Origin of the sequence: Pseudomonas sp. B21-010, assembly GCF_024749325.1 — a bacterium.
GTDB classification, from domain to species: domain Bacteria; phylum Pseudomonadota; class Gammaproteobacteria; order Pseudomonadales; family Pseudomonadaceae; genus Aquipseudomonas; species Aquipseudomonas kilonensis.
In genome coordinates, this window is the sequence record NZ_CP087198.1 from 1,828,936 (window position 1) to 1,845,568 (window position 16,633).

At 61.3% G+C, this 16,633-nt stretch carries 12 protein-coding genes; 7 read left to right on the forward strand and 5 right to left on the reverse strand.

All coding sequences use genetic code 11. The features are described 5' to 3' along the window. Window positions 1–141 precede the first annotated feature (141 nt). Together LOY50_RS08115 and LOY50_RS08120 are read left to right on the forward strand one after the other, a co-directional pair. Window positions 142–2,601 (forward strand): EAL domain-containing protein, encoded by a 2,460-nt coding sequence (locus LOY50_RS08115; RefSeq protein ID WP_258690598.1) that lies wholly within the window; start codon window positions 142–144, stop codon window positions 2,599–2,601. 77 nt (window positions 2,602–2,678) lie between these two features. Next, window positions 2,679–3,449: a TenA family transcriptional regulator gene (locus LOY50_RS08120; RefSeq protein WP_250886181.1), complete on the forward strand. Its 771-nt coding sequence runs from the start codon at window positions 2,679–2,681 to the stop codon at window positions 3,447–3,449. A gap of 273 nt (window positions 3,450–3,722) precedes the next feature. Here the strand turns inward: LOY50_RS08120 and LOY50_RS08125 are convergent, their stop codons facing one another. The 5 genes from LOY50_RS08125 to LOY50_RS08145 all read right to left on the reverse strand — a co-directional run bounded on the left by LOY50_RS08125 (window position 3,723) and on the right by LOY50_RS08145 (window position 8,741). Beyond that, on the reverse strand, window positions 3,723–4,649 hold the full coding sequence (locus tag LOY50_RS08125) for a GGDEF domain-containing protein (protein ID WP_214510773.1): 927 nt from the start codon (window positions 4,647–4,649) through the stop codon (window positions 3,723–3,725). 354 nt (window positions 4,650–5,003) lie between these two features. Further along, window positions 5,004–5,744 (reverse strand): YciK family oxidoreductase, encoded by a 741-nt coding sequence (locus LOY50_RS08130; protein WP_258690599.1) that lies wholly within the window; start codon window positions 5,742–5,744, stop codon window positions 5,004–5,006. Window positions 5,745–5,973: 229 nt separating this feature from the next. After that, window positions 5,974–6,645 carry an N-acetylmuramic acid 6-phosphate phosphatase MupP gene (mupP, locus tag LOY50_RS08135; RefSeq protein ID WP_214510775.1) on the reverse strand — a complete coding sequence of 224 codons (672 nt, stop codon included), beginning with the start codon at window positions 6,643–6,645 and terminating at the stop codon, window positions 5,974–5,976. Window positions 6,646–6,649: 4 nt separating this feature from the next. Continuing rightward, the gene (gene ubiG / locus LOY50_RS08140; RefSeq protein ID WP_014337219.1) at window positions 6,650–7,348 is read right to left on the reverse strand and encodes a bifunctional 2-polyprenyl-6-hydroxyphenol methylase/3-demethylubiquinol 3-O-methyltransferase UbiG; all 699 of its coding nucleotides are present in this window, start codon (window positions 7,346–7,348) and stop codon (window positions 6,650–6,652) included. 61 nt (window positions 7,349–7,409) lie between these two features. Further along, window positions 7,410–8,741, reverse strand: coding sequence for a TRZ/ATZ family hydrolase (locus tag LOY50_RS08145; RefSeq protein ID WP_214510776.1), 1,332 nt, complete (start codon window positions 8,739–8,741; stop codon window positions 7,410–7,412). Window positions 8,742–8,847: 106 nt separating this feature from the next. On the opposite strand from LOY50_RS08145, the gene mtnA reads away from it, so the two are divergent. The 5 genes from mtnA (at window position 8,848) to hisC (ending at window position 16,625) form a co-directional block, all read left to right on the forward strand. Then, the gene (mtnA, locus tag LOY50_RS08150) at window positions 8,848–9,924 is read left to right on the forward strand and encodes an S-methyl-5-thioribose-1-phosphate isomerase (protein ID WP_253472502.1); all 1,077 of its coding nucleotides are present in this window, start codon (window positions 8,848–8,850) and stop codon (window positions 9,922–9,924) included. Window positions 9,925–10,369: 445 nt separating this feature from the next. Continuing rightward, window positions 10,370–13,039, forward strand: a complete 2,670-nt coding sequence (gyrA, locus tag LOY50_RS08155) for a DNA gyrase subunit A (RefSeq protein ID WP_253472505.1) — start codon at window positions 10,370–10,372, stop codon at window positions 13,037–13,039. Between the two features lie 280 nt (window positions 13,040–13,319). Further along, a complete protein-coding gene (gene serC, locus LOY50_RS08160; protein ID WP_003199231.1) occupies window positions 13,320–14,405 on the forward strand; it encodes a 3-phosphoserine/phosphohydroxythreonine transaminase in 1,086 nt (361 codons plus the stop codon). Next, complete coding sequence (pheA, locus tag LOY50_RS08165; protein WP_014337224.1) at window positions 14,405–15,499, forward strand: prephenate dehydratase; 1,095 nt, start codon at window positions 14,405–14,407, stop codon at window positions 15,497–15,499. The genes serC and pheA overlap by 1 nt, the downstream gene beginning before the upstream one ends. 13 nt (window positions 15,500–15,512) lie before the next feature. Further along, window positions 15,513–16,625 (forward strand): histidinol-phosphate transaminase, encoded by a 1,113-nt coding sequence (gene hisC / locus LOY50_RS08170; RefSeq protein ID WP_253472508.1) that lies wholly within the window; start codon window positions 15,513–15,515, stop codon window positions 16,623–16,625. Window positions 16,626–16,633 lie beyond the last annotated feature (8 nt).

The window sequence follows — 16,633 nt, forward strand, 5'->3', positions numbered from 1 at the left end:
CGCCGATTTTTCTGAATTCCACGCAAAGTCTGTCGATCTGTTCATCCATTCATTCGAAGGGTTGAAAACTAGCCTAGGCTATTGAGTCTGGAGCGGAATTCTGGCGGGTGTTTGTCCGGCGATACCTGTGCAAGGGACCTCATGAAGCAAAAGCAGACTCTCGGAACACCACGGCTGCTGGGCATCGTCTGGCCCTTTATTGCCGTCGTGCTATTTCAGGCATTGCTTGGCGGCGTCAGCCTTTACGTGCTGTCCGCCGTTCGCGGCTATGTGGCGGGAGAGAGTCTCTGGTCCAAGGGGCAGAAAGACGCCATCTATTACCTCAACCTCTACGCTGACAGCCGCGACGAGGCGATTTTCCGCAAATACCAACAAGCCATTGCCGTCCCCGAGGGCGGTCATGACCTACGGGTGGCGCTGGACCGCGAACCGCCGGATCTGGAAGCTGCACGGGCCGGAATTCTCCAAGGTGGCAACCATCCTGATGACGTGTCCAGCGTGATCTGGTTGTACCTCAATTTTCGCCACTTCAGTTACCTGGAAGAAGCCATCGATCTCTGGACGGTGGGCGACGGCTACCTGATCGAGCTGGATAGCGTCGCCCGGCAGATGCACAGCAGCATTACCGCAGGCCAGGCGTCGGAGGCGGATATCCGCGGCTGGAAGGCCCGGATATTTGCGATCAACGATTCCGTTACCCCGGCTGCCAAGGCATTCAGCGACGCACTGGGCGAGGGCTCGCGTTTCATCCTGCGGCTCTTGTTGGTGACCAATTTCGCCACGGCCCTGGGGTTGATCGTCCTGGCGTTGTTGCGGACCCATAAATTGCTCGCCCAGCGGCAGGTGTTTGCCAATGCGCTGCAGATGGAGAAAGAGCGGGCGCAGATCACCCTGCAATCCATTGGCGACGGGGTCATCACCACCGACGTCGAGGGTGCCATCGCCTACATGAACCCCGCTGCCGAAGCGATGACCCATTGGAAAACCGAACACGCCACGGGCTTGCCCCTGGGGGCGTTGTTCAATTTGCTCGATGACAATGCCCAGACCGAGGGGCTGACCCTGATCGAGCACATCCTCAGCGGCCGGCTCAGCGGTGCCAGCGAACATTCCAAACTGATCCAGCGCCTGGATGGCAGCACCGTATCGGTCACCCTGGTGGGCGCGCCAATCCGTCATGCGGGCAAGGTCAGCGGCGCCGTGCTGGTGTTGCATGACATGACCCAGGAACGCCAATACATCGCCAACCTGTCGTGGCAGGCCACCCATGACGCCCTGACTGGCCTGGCGAACCGCCGGGAATTCGAGTATCGCCTCGAGCAGGCCTTGCACAACCTCACTCGCCAGGTCGGGCGCCATGCCTTGATGTTTCTCGACCTGGATCAGTTCAAGCTGGTCAACGACACCTGCGGCCATGCAGCGGGTGACGAATTGTTGCGGCATATCTGCGCCTTGCTGCAATCAGGGTTGCGGGAAAGCGACACCCTGGCCCGGCTGGGCGGGGATGAGTTCGGGATCTTGCTGGAGAACTGTTCGCCGGAATCGGCGGAAAAAATTGCCGAAGGGCTGCGCCAGACCGTGCAGAACCTGCACTTTGTCTGGAAGGGCCGGCCGTTCGTGACCACCGTGAGCATCGGCCTGGTGCATATCGCCCAGACACCGACGACCCTCGAGGCGTCCCTGCGGGCTGCCGACATGGCCTGCTACATGGCCAAGGAAAAGGGCCGCAACCGGGTCCAGGTCTACCATGCCGACGACTCGGAGCTGTCCCTGCGTTTTGGCGAAATGGCCTGGGTCCAGCGCTTGCACATGGCCCTGGAGGAAAATCGCTTCTGCCTCTACGCCCAGGAAATCGCCGCGTTGGGCCCGGGCGAGCATGGCGGCGGGCACATTGAGATCCTGTTGCGCCTGCATGACGAAGCCGGGCGGATGATCCTGCCGGACAGCTTCATTCCCGCGGCGGAACGCTACGGCTTGATGACGTCCCTGGACCGTTGGGTGGTGGAGAATGTCTTCAAGATCATCCGCCAGTGCCTGAATGAATCGCGACAAGGGCCCATGGCGATGTGTGCGATCAATCTGTCAGGCACAACTATAGGAGATCAGGCGTTCCTCGACTTCCTGCGTAAACAGTTCGCGGCCTACTCGATTCCGCCGGAAATGATTTGTTTTGAAATTACAGAGACCAGCGCTATTTCGAATCTGGGCAGTGCGATCCGCTTTATCAATGAACTCAAGAGCTTGGGATGTTACTTCTCGCTGGATGACTTTTGCGCCGGAATGTCTTCATTCGCTTACCTGAAACATTTACCTGTAGACTTCCTGAAGATCGACGGGAGTTTCGTAAAGGATATGCTGGACGACCCGATTAACCGTGCAATGGTCGAAGTGATCAATCACATCGGCCACGTCATGGGTAAGCGCACGATTGCCGAGTTTGTTGAAACCGCCCAGATCGAGCAGGCATTGCTGGAAATAGGGGTGGATTACGCTCAGGGGTATGTGATCGAACGCCCGCAATTGTTTACCTGCGACACGTTGCAATGTCGGCCGGCCCGGCCCCAGCCGTTGTTATTCAAGGCCCCCGGCACGTTCCGCTGAACCTCTTGTTGATCCGGAAAATCACAATCAAAAGGAGCCCGACAGTGATCGACACATTCAACCGAACAGGCCCGCTCATGGACGCCACGAGCTATCCGAAATGGGCACAGCAGCTCATTACCGATTGCAGCGAGAGCAAGCGCCGGGTTGTCGAACACGAACTGTACCAGCGCATGCGCGACAACAAGCTCAGCGCCAGGACCATGCGCCACTACCTCATTGGTGGTTGGCCGGTCGTCGAACAGTTCGCTTTATACATGGCACAGAACCTCACCAAGACCCGCTTTGCCCGCCACCCCGGCGAGGACATGGCGCGTCGCTGGCTGATGCGCAACATTCGTGTCGAACTCAACCATGCCGACTACTGGGTCAACTGGAGCGCCGCCCATGGCGTGACCCTGGAAGACCTGCAAGCCCAGCATGTGCCGCCTGAGCTGCATGCCTTGAGCCACTGGTGCTGGCACACCAGTTCCTCGGATTCGCTGATCGTGGCCATCGCCGCGACCAACTATGCGATTGAGGGGGCCACGGGAGAGTGGTCGGCGCTGGTGTGTTCCAGCGGTGTCTACGCGGCCGCTTTCGCCGAGGAAGACCGCAAGCGGGCGATGAAATGGCTGAAGATGCATGCCCAGTACGACGATGCCCATCCTTGGGAAGCGCTGGAAATCATCTGTACGCTGGCGGGAATGAACCCAAGCAAAGCCCTGCAAACGGAGCTGCGCCAGGCCGTGTGCAAGAGCTATGACTACATGTACCTGTTCCTGGAGCGTTGCATGCAACTGGAGCAGTCGGAGACGGTGAGCAAGTCCTCATCCACCCGTGAGCGCCTGGCACTGGCGGAAAGCTGATTTCTACCGCTACAGATCGCCACAACTTGTGGGAGCGAGCCTGCTCGCGAAGGGGGCTGACAGTCGACGGGGAGGTCGACTGCCAGGCCGCTATCGCGAGCAGGCTCGCTCCCACAGCTGTTTTGGGTGGGTGCTGGTTTGTGATCGCCGCAAGACTTTGTGGGAGCGAGCTTGCTCGCGATAGCGGTGGGTCAGCTGCGCAGATGTTGGATGTGCTGCCGTCATCGCGAGCAAGCTCGCTCCCACAAGGATGTGGTGTTCCTAATTGTCGTTTCAGCCTGCCATTGCCAGTCGATTACGTCCTTCGCGCTTGGCCACGTACAGTGCGCTGTCAGCCCTGCGCAGCAGGCTTTCCGATGATTCCCCCGGTAGCAGGGTGGCGCAACCCAGGCTGACCGTCAGCTCGATCCTTGTGCTCGCGGCGAAATAATCCTGGGCCTGGGCGGCGTAGCGCAGTCGTTCGCCGACCATGGCTGCAGCATCCCGGCTGGTGTTGGCCAGCAGGATCAGAAACTCCTCACCGCCGAACCGGAACACCATGTCCACGTTACGCAGTTGGCCCTTGATCGACTCGGCCACAGCCTTGAGCACTTCGTCACCAACGCCGTGACCATGGCTATCGTTGATGCGCTTGAAATGGTCGATGTCGAGCATCAGCACCGACAAGGGCTGCGAATGACGCTTGGCCATGTCGATTTCACGCATCAGCGTCTGGTCCATGGCAATGCGGTTGCCGGTACCGGTCAGCGGATCGCGCAGGGCGCTCTGGGTGGCGGCGCGATAGAGCAATGCGTTGCGCAGTGGATACAGCAGCGTCGACATAATGGATTCAAGGTCGCTCTGTTCCGCTTCGGTGAAGCGCTGGTTGCGACGGAATACCAATTCACCCAGGTGTTCGCCTTCATGGCTGAGGTTATAGCTGAGGGTGTGATGCCCGCGTTGCCCGAACTCCAGGCGCAAGTCACTGGCCTTGTGCTGATAGGCCAACGCATCCAGGGGCACCAGCCGCTGGATTTCCCGGAAAAACAGGCCGAGGATGCGCTGTGGCTCCAGGCTGGTCTGCAGCTGCTGGCTCAGTTGCTGGCGCATTTGCGAAAGACTGACGGAGCGTGCCGCGAGCGGCGATGGCTGGCCAAGACCCAGACGTTGCAATTTGGCGCTGTCGAAGTCGATCGCGTTGATCTGGGTGGGCGTTTTCATATGGCGTTAGCCCCTAAGCTAAATCTGTCCTGGCAGGTTGGGTGTGGCGGCTTTGGGCTGCGCGTCGTACTGGTCCTTCAGTCCCGTAGGACCATTGAGCTAAGTTTAGTCCGCTTTCCCTGTCAGGCATAAATCTCGTCTCGATGTCCGTTACCCGCCGAACATGGCGTGTTTGAGGATATTTAGAGCGAAAGTCGTGCCATTCGGTTCACTTCAATAAAAATACTTTAAAAATCAATGAATTATAGGCAGGTTGCGACATTTTCAGCGACGTGGGTTTGGCGGTTCGCCTGGTTTGGCATCGAATAGAGCCTGCATCGCGACGGTAAGTCGTCGCGATGCAGGCCGAGGCCATTATTGCGCGTTGAGCGCCTGGCCGTTGACGCCGGAGCTGTCCGGGCCCATCAGGTACAGGTAGACCGGCATGATCTCCTCGGGCGTCGGATTGTTGAGCGGGTTTTCCCCCGGGTAGGCCTGGGCGCGCATGCTGGTGCGGGTGGCGCCGGGGTTGATGCTGTTGGCGCGCACGGCGGCGACGGTGTCGACTTCGTCGGCCAGGGTCTGCATCAGCCCCTCGGTGGCGAACTTGGACACGCCATAGGCGCCCCAGTACGCCCGGCCCTTGCGTCCGACGCTGCTGGAGGTGAACACCACGGACGCATCCTGGGACAGCTTGAGCAGGGGCAGCAAGGTGCTGGTGAGCATGAACATCGCGTTGACGTTGACGTGCATCACCCGCATGAAGTTCTCACCGGACAACTGTTCCAGCGGCGTACGCGGGCCGATGATCGAGGCGTTGTGCAGCAGGCCGTCCAGATGACCGAACTCGGTTTCGATCATCGCCGCCAGTTCATCGTACTGATGAGGCAGCGCGGTTTCGAGGTTGAACGGGATCACCGCTGGCTGCGGATGACCGGCCGCTTCGATTTCATCGTAGACCTGGGTCAGGTTGGCTTCGGTCTTGCCCAGTAGCAGCACGGTGGCGCCATGGGCGGCGTAGGCTTTCGCCGCAGCGGCACCGATACCGCGACCGGCGCCGGTGACCAGAATCACCCGGCCATTGAGCAGGTCGGGTCGGGCGGAATAATCAAACATAAAAGAACCTCAACAAATAAAGCGGCACGGTACTGTGGGTGCAGAGCAATCATGGCCAGTGAGCTTAGTGAGCTTAGTGAGCTTAGTGAGCTAGGTGGGCTCTTGTGGCGAGGGAGCTTGCTCCCGCTGGACCGCGAAGCGGTCCCCAGGCGACGGCTTCGCCGCCGGACGGGAGCAAGCTCCCTCGCCACAAAAGCGACATCACCAAAGCGACATCGGCAGAATCAGCTCAGCAACCGCACAACGCGTTATCCAGCACCTCGCGCAGCGCCGATGGGTGATCGATCACCACATCCGCGCCCCAGTGCCTGGGGTTGTCGTCCGGGTGGATGTAGCCGTAGGTCACCGCGCAGGTCTTGGTGCCAGCGCTGCGACCGGACTCGATGTCCCGCAGGTCATCGCCCACGAACAGCACGCTGGCCGGGTCCAGGTCGAGCATCTTGCACGCCAGGGTCAGCGGTTCCGGGTCTGGCTTGCTGTTTTTCACGTGGTCAGGGCAGATCAGCACTTTCGAGCGTTCGGCCAGGCCCAGTTGCTGCATGATCGGTTCGGCGAAACGCACCGGCTTGTTGGTGACCACGCCCCAGATCAGGTTGGCCGCTTCGATATCGGCCAGCACCTCGGCCATGCCGTCGAACAAGTGGCTGTGGACCGCGCAATCCTTGAGGTAGCGGTCGAGGAACTCCTGGCGCAGTTCCTCGAACCCCGGTGATTCCGGGTCCATGGAAAAGGTCACCGCGACCATCGCCCGGGCACCGCCGGAAATCTCGTCGCGAATGTGCTGGGTGTTCATCGGTGGCAAGCCACGGTCGGCGCGCATGGCCTGGCAGATGGCGATGAAGTCCGGCGCGGTGTCGAGCAGCGTGCCGTCCATGTCGAAGAGAACCGCTTTGAGACGCATCGACTTACTCCTCGCGCAGGGTCTGGATCATGTAGTTGACGTCAACGTCGGCGGCCAGCTTGTAGTGCTTGGTCAGCGGGTTGTAGGTCAGGCCAATGATGTCCTTGACGGTCAGCCCGGCCGCACGGCTCCAGGCGCCCAGTTCGGAAGGGCGGATGAATTTCTTGAAGTCGTGAGTGCCGCGAGGCAGCAGCTTCATGATGTATTCGGCGCCGACGATGGCGAACAGGTAGGCCTTCGGATTGCGGTTGATGGTGGAGAAAAACACCTGGCCGCCCGGCTTGACCATGCGAAAGCACGCGCGGATGACCGAGGACGGGTCCGGCACGTGCTCGAGCATTTCCAGGCAGGTGACCACGTCGAATTGGCCGGGCATTTCTTCGGCCAGGCCCTCGGCGGTGATCTGCCGGTATTCCACGCTGACGCCCGACTCCAGTTGATGCAGTTGTGCAACCGCCAGTGGCGCTTCGCCCATGTCGATGCCCATCACCGTCGCCCCGCGCTGGGCCATGGCTTCGCTGAGGATGCCGCCGCCGCAACCGACGTCGAGTACCTTCTTGCCAGCCAGGTTGACCCGTTCGTCAATCCAGTTGACCCGCAGCGGGTTGATGTCGTGCAGCGGCTTGAATTCACTTTCACGGTCCCACCAGCGATGGGCCAGGGCTTCGAATTTGGCGATTTCGGCGTGGTCGACGTTGCTCATGTGCAGATCCTCGAAAAGCTTGAAAAATCAGGTGCCCCGAGCCGTGGCTCAAGGGGCGTGGTTATTCGTTGTGGCCGCTGATGCGGCGACCCCAGGCCTGGGCCGTGGCGATCAGTCTTGATTCGTCCATGCGGGTCAGTCGGCCATCTTCCAATAGCGGCTTGCCGCCCACCCACAGGTGTTTTACGCAATCGCGACCGGTGGCATAGATCAACTGCGACACCGGGTCATAGATCGGCTGCTGGGCCAGGCCCGACAGATCGAAGGCCACCAGGTCGGCGGCCTTGCCGACTTCCAGCGAGCCGACTGTCGCTTCGATGCCCAGCGCCCGGGCACCATTGAGCGTGGCCATGCGCAGTGCCCGATGAGCATCCAGGGCCGTGGCGGAACCGGCGACGGCCTTGGCCAGCAGGGCGGCGGTGCGGGTTTCGCCCAGCAAGTCCAGGTCGTTGTTGCTCGCCGCACCGTCGGTGCCGAGGGCGACATTGACGCCGGCCTGCCACAGGCGCTCCACTGGGCAGAAACCGCTGGCCAGCTTCAGGTTCGATTCCGGGCAGTGGATCACGCTGCAATTGCTTTCTACCAGCAAGGCCTGGTCTTCGTCGCTGATTTGAGTCATGTGCACGGCCTGAAAGCGTGGCCCCAGCAGCCCAAGTCGTCCCAGGCGTGCCAGCGGTCGCTCCGCGGTGTTATCCACAGCCTGCTGCACTTCGAAGGCGGTTTCGTGAACATGCATATGAATGGCCGCGTCCAGTTCCTCGGCGATCACGCGGATTTTCTCCAGGTTTTCGTCGCCCACGGTGTAGGGCGCGTGCGGGCCGAATGCGACTTTGATTCTTGGGTGGTGCTTGAGGTCGCCAAACAACTCGATGCCCTGACGAATGGCTTCGTCGGCGCTGGCGGCACCGGGGATAGGGAAATCGAGGATTGGAATCGCGATTTGCGCACGAATACCGCTGTCGTGGACACACTCGCTGGCGATCTTGGGGTAGAAATACATGTCGGAGAAGCAGGTGATGCCGCCCTTGATCTGCTCGGCGATGGCCAGGTCGGTGCCGTCGCGTACGAAATCCTCATCGACCCATTTGGCTTCCGCCGGCCAGATGTGCTGTTCCAGCCAGGTCATCAAGGGCAGGTCGTCGGCCAGGCCGCGGAACAGGGTCATGGCCGCGTGGCCGTGGGCGTTGATCAGGCCGGGGCTGAGCAGCATGCCGGGCAGCTCACGGACCTGGGCGGCGTCACACTTGAGTGCTTCTGCCCGTGGGCCGATGAACACGATGCAGCCGTCCCGGATGCCCAGGCCATGATCCTTGAGCACTACACCGGCGGGTTCGACAGGCACCAACCAGGTCGGCAGCAATAATAAGTCGAGCGCAACGGCAGGCTTGGGCATCGTGGAACGGTTCCATGGGGTATAAAGGATGGCGAAGTATACCCGAGCGTCTTCGCGGAGGGATCGCTATAATCGGCGGCTTTTGTTCTTGAGTACGGGGTGAAGGATGCGCGATCGACTATTGGCTGCGGAGAAGGTGAAGGCCATCGATTGGCGTGATGGCGTCCTGTACCTGTTGGACCTGCGTGTCTTGCCGTTCGAGGAAAACTGGGTCGCCTGCACCTGTGCCGCCGATGTGGCCGAGGCCATTGGCTCGCTGGTGGTGCGCGGCGCGCCGGCCATCGGTATCAGCGCGGCTTATGGTGTCGTGCTGGCGGCGCGGGCCAGGAAGGCCGAGGGCGGTGATTGGCAAGCGGCCCTGGAGGCTGATTTTGCCTTGCTGGCCGAGGCCCGGCCGACAGCGGCGAGCCTCTTCTGGGCGCTGGATCGGATGCGCGACCGGTTAGGGCGCTTGAAAGAGCACGCTGAGCCGCTGGCGGTACTTGAGGCCGAAGCCATCGCGATCCACGAAAGTGACCGCGAAGCCAACCTGACCATGGCCCAGCTCGGTGTCGACCTGATCCGCAAGCACCAGGGCAACGCCCAGGCCATCCTCACCCATGGCAGCACCGGCGCCCTGGCGACCGGCGGCTTCGGCACGGCCTTGGGAGTCATCCGTGGCGCGTATACCGAAGGCATGGTGGAGCGCGTCTATGTCGACGAAACTCGTCCATCGCTGCAAGGCTCGCGCCTGACGGCGTGGGAGCTGGCCCGTGAGAGCATCCCGGTGACCCTCAACGCCGATTCCGCCGCTGCCCACATCATGAAGACGAAAGGTGTGACCTGGGTGGTCGTCGGTGCCGACTGCATCACCGCCAATGGTGACGTGGCGAACAAGATCGGTACCTATCAACTGGCGGTCTGTGCCATGCACCATGGCGTGCGTTTCATGGTGGTGGCGCCGAGTTCGACCATCGACATGAGCCTGGCCAGCGGTGAAGACATTCCGGTCGAGGAGCGCGATGGGCGTGAGCTGCTGGAAATCGGTGGCAAGAGGCTCGGTGCGGAGGTGGACGCCTTCAACCCAACGTTTGATGTCACTCCGGCGGATTTGATCGATGTCATCGTCACGGAGAAGGGCATCATCGAGCGCCCGGACACCGCCAAGCTGGCGCAGTTGATGTGCCGCAAGCGGTTGCACTGAAGATTTTTGCTGTCTGGTCCATCGCCATCGCGAGCAGGCTCGCTCCCACAGTGGATAGGAGGTGTGTCTGAAATTTCAGGCACAAAAGATCCTTGTGGGAGCGAGCCTGCTCGCGATGAGGCCCTTAAAGGCAACAAATCCCTTGCATTTTCGCCCTGATTCTCCATCCGCAGCGCTTCTAAGCCCCTCTGGTCCCATATCAGCCTGTCACCGGTCAACTAACTACGCACCATGCGCATCTGGGGGATAGGTGCGTGGCGGCTCTTGTGATAACATCCGGCGGTTTCCAAGGCTGCCTCGCGAGGTGGCCTTTACTGCGCAGATCCATGGCATAACTCGTTGATTTGTCGTAAGTCGCTGCACGGCACTTGTTCTGCAGCGGCGAGCTTCGTTCGTCCCATCTGGATGTGACGAGGTTTCACCAGAAAAAGGAATCAGGCTTCTCATGGGCGAACTGGCCAAAGAAATCCTCCCGGTCAATATCGAAGACGAGCTGAAACAGTCCTACCTCGACTACGCAATGAGCGTAATCGTCGGGCGGGCGCTGCCGGATGCGCGCGATGGCTTGAAGCCCGTGCACCGGCGTGTGCTGTTCGCGATGAGCGAGCTGGGCAACGACTTCAACAAGCCGTACAAGAAATCTGCCCGTGTCGTCGGCGACGTGATCGGTAAGTATCACCCCCACGGCGACACTGCCGTGTACGACACCATCGTTCGTATGGCGCAGCCATTCTCCTTGCGCTACCTGCTGGTAGACGGCCAGGGCAACTTCGGTTCCGTGGACGGCGACAACGCCGCGGCCATGCGATACACCGAAGTGCGCATGACCAAGCTGGCCCACGAACTGCTGGCCGACCTGCACAAGGAAACCGTGGACTGGGTGCCGAACTACGACGGCACCGAAATGATCCCGGCGGTCATGCCGACCCGTATTCCGAACCTGCTCGTCAACGGCTCCAGCGGTATCGCCGTGGGCATGGCGACCAACATCCCGCCGCACAACCTCGGTGAAGTCATCGACGGTTGCCTGGCCCTCATCGACAATCCCGAGCTGACCGTCGATGAGCTGATGCAATACATCCCGGGTCCGGACTTCCCGACCGCCGCGATCATCAACGGTCGCGCCGGCATCATCGAAGCCTACCGCACCGGCCGTGGCCGCATTTACATGCGCGCCCGTTCCACCGTCGAGGACATCGACAAGGTTGGCGGCCGCCAGCAGATCGTCATCACCGAGCTGCCGTACCAGCTGAACAAGGCTCGCCTGATCGAGAAGATCGCCGAGCTGGTGAAAGAGAAGAAGCTCGAAGGCATCACCGAGCTGCGTGACGAGTCCGACAAGGATGGCATGCGCGTCGTGATCGAGTTGCGTCGTGGCGAAGTGCCTGAGGTGATCCTCAACAACCTCTACGCCCAGACCCAGCTGCAAAGCGTGTTCGGCATCAACATCGTTGCGCTGATCGACGGCCGTCCGCGGATCCTGAACCTCAAGGACCTGCTGGAAGCTTTCGTACGTCACCGTCGCGAAGTGGTCACCCGCCGCACCGTGTTCGAACTGCGCAAGGCTCGCGAGCGTGGTCACATCCTTGAAGGCCAGGCCGTTGCCCTGTCGAACATCGACCCGGTGATCGCCTTGATCAAGGCCTCGCCAACGCCGTCGGAAGCCAAGGAAGCGCTGATCAGCACCCCTTGGGAGTCCTCTGCGGTGGTGGCGATGGTCGAGCGCGCTGGCGCCGACTCGTGCCGTCCGGAGAACCTCGACCCGCAATACGGCCTGCGCGAAGGCAAGTACTTCCTGTCCCCGGAACAGGCGCAAGCCATCCTGGAGCTGCGCCTGCACCGCCTGACCGGCCTGGAGCACGAGAAGCTGCTGGCCGAGTACCAGGAAATCCTCAACCAGATCGGCGAGCTGATCCGCATCCTCAACAGCGCCACGCGCCTGATGGAAGTGATCCGCGAAGAACTGGAAGTGATTCGCGCCGAGTACGGCGACGTGCGCCGCACCGAGATCCTCGATGCGCGCCTGGACCTGACCCTGGGTGACATGATCCCGGAAGAAGAGCGCGTGGTGACCATTTCCCACGGCGGCTACGCCAAGACCCAGCCGCTGGCCGCCTACCAGGCCCAGCGTCGCGGCGGCAAAGGCAAGTCGGCGACCGGCGTCAAGGACGAGGACTACATCGCTCACCTGCTGGTCGCCAACAGCCACACCACGCTGCTGCTGTTCTCCAGCAAAGGCAAGGTGTACTGGCTCAAGACCTACGAAATTCCGGAAGCGTCCCGTGCCGCACGTGGTCGTCCGCTGGTCAACCTGTTGCCGCTGGACGATGGTGAATACATCACCACCATGCTGCCGGTGGAGGAATACACCGAAGGTCACTACATCTTCATGGCTACCGCCAACGGCACCGTGAAGAAGACCCCGCTGGAATCCTTCAGTCGCCAGCGCAGCGTCGGCCTGATTGCCCTGGAACTGGACGAAGGCGACGTGCTGATTTCCGCCGCCATCACCGACGGCGAACGTGAGGTCATGCTGTTCTCCGACGGTGGCAAGGTCACTCGCTTCAAGGAATCCGACGTACGTGCCATGGGCCGTACCGCCCGCGGTGTGCGCGGCATGCGCCTGCCGGAAGGCCAGAAGCTGATTTCCATGCTGATCCCCGAAGAAGGCAGCCAGATCCTCACCGCTTCGGCGCGTGGTTATGGCAAGCGCACGGCCATCAGCGAGTTCCCTGAGTACAAGCGTGGCGGCCAGGGCGTGATCGCCATGGTCAGCAACGACCGTAACGGTCGTCTGGTTGGTGCTGTCCAGGTGCTCGATGGCGAGGAGATCATGTTGATCTCCGACCAGGGCACCCTGGTGCGTACGCGAGTCGCCGAAGTCTCGAGCCTGGGCCGTAACACCCAGGGCGTGACGCTGATCAAGCTGGCCAGCGACGAAACGCTGGTAGGGCTTGAGCGAGTGCAGGAGCCATCGGAAGTCGAAGGCGAGGAGCTGGAAAGCGAGGAAGGCGAAGGCACGGCATTCGACGGCACCCTGGGTGCCGATGTCGACGACGTGACCGGCGACCAGCCGCTCGACGCTGCCGCAGACGAAGAAGAACCGCAGGACTAAGCGGACACGCGGGGGGCGGATGAAGATTCGCCCCCTTGTTGTTTGTCTCGTTTGAAAATTTGCGACACTGCACATTCCCCTATGGGGTGATGCTGCTTCCCTGAGGTTTCAAGCCTTGAGTGAACGGCCCCCTGTGGGAGCGAGCTTGCTCGCGATGACGGAGTGGCATTCAACATCAATGTTGACTGTTGCGCCGCTATCGCGAGCAAGCTCGCTCCCACAGTTAGTGCGGTGCAGACCCAAAGATTTATGTGACCACCAGATCAGAGCGAGATTGGATGTGAGCAAGAGAGCCTATAACTTCTGTGCCGGCCCGGCGGCGCTTCCTGAGGCGGTCCTGAAGCGCGCCCAGGGTGAACTTCTCGACTGGCACGGCAAGGGCCTGTCGGTCATGGAAATGAGTCATCGCAGCGATGAGTTCGTATCCATTGCCACCAAGGCCGAGCAGGACCTGCGTGATCTGCTGAACATCCCGTCCAATTACAAGGTGCTGTTCCTGCAGGGCGGCGCCAGCCAGCAGTTCGCCCAGATCCCGTTGAACCTGCTGCCGGAAAGTGGCAAGGCCGACTACATCGATACCGGTATCTGGTCGCAGAAAGCCATCGAAGAAGCTTCGCGCTACGGTCACGTCAACGTGGCTGCCACCGCCAAGCCCTACGATTATTTCGCGATTCCCGGCCAGAACGAATGGAACCTGTCCAAGGACGCGGCCTACGTTCACTACGCGCCGAACGAAACCATCGGTGGCCTGGAATTCAACTGGATCCCGGAAACCGGCGACGTGCCATTGGTGGCCGACATGTCTTCGGACATTCTCTCGCGCCCTGTGGATATCTCCCGTTTCGGCATGATCTACGCCGGTGCCCAGAAAAACATCGGCCCAAGCGGCATCCTGGTCAGCATCATTCGTGAAGACCTGCTGGGGCGTGCCCGTTCCCTGTGCCCGACCATGCTCAACTACAAGGTCGCGGCCGACAACGGCTCGATGTACAACACCCCGCCGACCCTGGCCTGGTACCTCTCCGGCCTGGTGTTCGAATGGCTGAAAGAGCAGGGCGGTGTCGAAGCCATTGGCAAGCTCAACGAAGTGAAGCAGCGCACGCTGTATGACTTCATCGACGCCAGCGGCCTCTACAGCAACCCGATCAACAAGACCGACCGTTCGTGGATGAACGTGCCGTTCCGCCTGGCCGACGACCGTCTGGACAAGCCGTTCCTGGCCGGTGCCGACGAACGTGGCCTGCTGAACCTCAAGGGCCACCGTTCGGTCGGTGGCATGCGTGCCTCCATCTACAACGCCGTCGACATCAACGCCGTCAATGCGTTGATCGCCTACATGGCAGAGTTCGAGAAGGAACATGGCTGATGTCTGAGCAAGAACTCAAGGCGCTGCGCCTGCGCATCGATGCCCTGGACGAAAAGGTCCTGGAGCTGATCAGCGAGCGTGCGCGCTGTGCCCAGGAAGTCGCCCGGGTGAAGATGGCCTCCCTGGCCGAAGGCGAAGTGCCGGTGTTCTATCGTCCTGAGCGTGAAGCTCAGGTGCTCAAGCGTGTCATGGAGCGCAACAAGGGGCCGCTGGGCAACGAAGAGATGGCGCGCTTGTTCCGCGAAATCATGTCGTCGTGCCTGGCGCTCGAGCAGCCGCTGAAAATCGCCTACCTGGGCCCGGAAGGGACCTTCACCCAGGCAGCGGCCATGAAGCACTTCGGTCACGCCGTGATCAGCAAGCCGATGGCGGCCATCGACGAAGTCTTCCGTGAAGTCGCCGCCGGCGCGGTGAATTTTGGCGTGGTGCCGGTGGAAAACTCCACCGAAGGCGCGGTCAACCACACGCTGGACAGCTTCCTCGAGCATGACATGGTGATCTGCGGCGAAGTCGAGCTGCGTATCCACCATCACCTGCTGGTCGGCGAAAACACCAAGACCGACAGCATCAGCCGGATCTATTCCCACGCCCAGTCGTTGGCCCAGTGCCGCAAGTGGCTGGACGCCCATTACCCGAATGTCGAGCGCGTGGCGGTATCGAGCAACGCCGAAGCGGCCAAGCGGGTCAAGGGTGAGTGGAACTCGGCGGCGATTGCTGGCGATATGGCGGCCGGCCTCTACGGGCTGACTCGCCTGGCCGAGAAAATCGAGGATCGTCCGGACAACTCCACGCGGTTCCTGATGATCGGTAGCCAGGAAGTGCCGCCGACCGGCGACGACAAGACGTCGATCATCGTCTCCATGAGCAACAAGCCCGGTGCGCTCCATGAGCTGCTGGTACCGTTCCACGACAACGGTATCGACCTGACGCGGATCGAGACCCGTCCGTCGCGCAGCGGTAAATGGACCTACGTGTTCTTCATCGATTTTGTCGGCCACCACCGCGATCCGCTGGTAAAAGGTGTGCTGGAAAAAATCAGTCAGGAAGCAGTGGCACTCAAGGTGCTGGGTTCCTACCCCAAGGCAGTTCTTTAAGGGCGGATAGCAAATGAGTGGCAACTTCCTCGCTCTGGCTCAGCCAGGCGTGCAACAACTCTCGCCTTACGTTCCGGGCAAGCCCGTGGACGAACTGGCCCGCGAGCTGGACCTGGATCCGGCCAGCATCGTCAAGTTGGCGAGCAACGAAAACCCGTTGGGTGCGAGCCCCAAGGCGCTGGCGGCGATCCGCGACGAGCTGGCCGAGCTGACCCGTTACCCCGATGGCAATGGGTTTGCACTGAAAAGCCTGCTGGCCGAGCGCTGTGGCGTCGAGCTCAACCAAGTGACGCTGGGCAATGGCTCCAACGACATTCTTGAGTTGGTGGCGCGCGCGTACCTGGCACCGGGTCTCAACGCCGTGTTCAGCGAGCACGCGTTTGCGGTCTATCCGATCGCGACCCAGGCCGTCGGCGCCGATGCCCACGTGGTTCCGGCCAAGAACTGGGGGCACGATCTGCCGGCCATGCTGGCTGCCATCGACGCCAACACCCGCGTGGTTTTCATCGCCAACCCGAACAACCCGACTGGTACCTGGTTCGACGCCCAGGCCCTGGACGACTTCCTGCAAGACGTGCCCGCGCACGTGCTCGTGGTGTTGGACGAGGCCTACATCGAATACGCCGAAGGCAGCGATTTGCCCGATGGCCTGGATTTCCTCGCGGCCTACCCGAACCTGCTGGTTTCGCGCACGTTCTCGAAAGCCTACGGCCTGGCCTCGCTGCGGGTTGGCTACGGCCTGTCCACCGCCGTGGTGGCCGATGTGCTGAACCGCGTGCGCCAGCCATTCAACGTCAACAGCTTCGCCCTGGCAGCCGCCTGCGCCGCATTGCAGGATGAGGCCTACCTGGCTGAAAGCCGTCGCCTGAACGCGGCCGGCATGCAGCAGTTGGAAGCGGGGTTTCGTGAGCTGGGCTTGAGCTGGATTCCATCCAAAGGCAACTTCATCTGCGTCGACCTGGGGTGTGTCGCCGCGCCGGTGTACCAGGGGCTGCTGCGCGAAGGCGTGATCGTGCGTCCGGTGGCCAACTACGGCATGCCGAACCACCTGCGCATCACCATCGGCCTGCCAGCGGAAAACAACCGTTTCCTTGAGGCGTTGAGCAAGGTTCTGGCTCGTGGTTGATGTCACTT

Bases quoted from the DNA above. Each gene is read 5' to 3' on its own strand.
- LOY50_RS08115 (WP_258690598.1), top strand. From the start codon at position 142: ATGAAGCAAAAGCAGACTCTCGGAACACCACGGCTGCTGGGCATCGTC.
- LOY50_RS08120 (WP_250886181.1), top strand. From the start codon at position 2,679: ATGGACGCCACGAGCTATCCGAAATGGGCACAGCAGCTCATTACCGAT.
- LOY50_RS08125 (WP_214510773.1), bottom strand. From the start codon at position 4,649: ATGAAAACGCCCACCCAGATCAACGCGATCGACTTCGACAGCGCCAAA.
- LOY50_RS08130 (WP_258690599.1), bottom strand. From the start codon at position 5,744: ATGTTTGATTATTCCGCCCGACCCGACCTGCTCAATGGCCGGGTGATT.
- mupP (WP_214510775.1), bottom strand. From the start codon at position 6,645: ATGCGTCTCAAAGCGGTTCTCTTCGACATGGACGGCACGCTGCTCGAC.
- ubiG (WP_014337219.1), bottom strand. From the start codon at position 7,348: ATGAGCAACGTCGACCACGCCGAAATCGCCAAATTCGAAGCCCTGGCC.
- LOY50_RS08145 (WP_214510776.1), bottom strand. From the start codon at position 8,741: ATGCCCAAGCCTGCCGTTGCGCTCGACTTATTATTGCTGCCGACCTGG.
- mtnA (WP_253472502.1), top strand. From the start codon at position 8,848: ATGCGCGATCGACTATTGGCTGCGGAGAAGGTGAAGGCCATCGATTGG.
- gyrA (WP_253472505.1), top strand. From the start codon at position 10,370: ATGGGCGAACTGGCCAAAGAAATCCTCCCGGTCAATATCGAAGACGAG.
- pheA (WP_014337224.1), top strand. From the start codon at position 14,405: ATGTCTGAGCAAGAACTCAAGGCGCTGCGCCTGCGCATCGATGCCCTG.
- hisC (WP_253472508.1), top strand. From the start codon at position 15,513: ATGAGTGGCAACTTCCTCGCTCTGGCTCAGCCAGGCGTGCAACAACTC.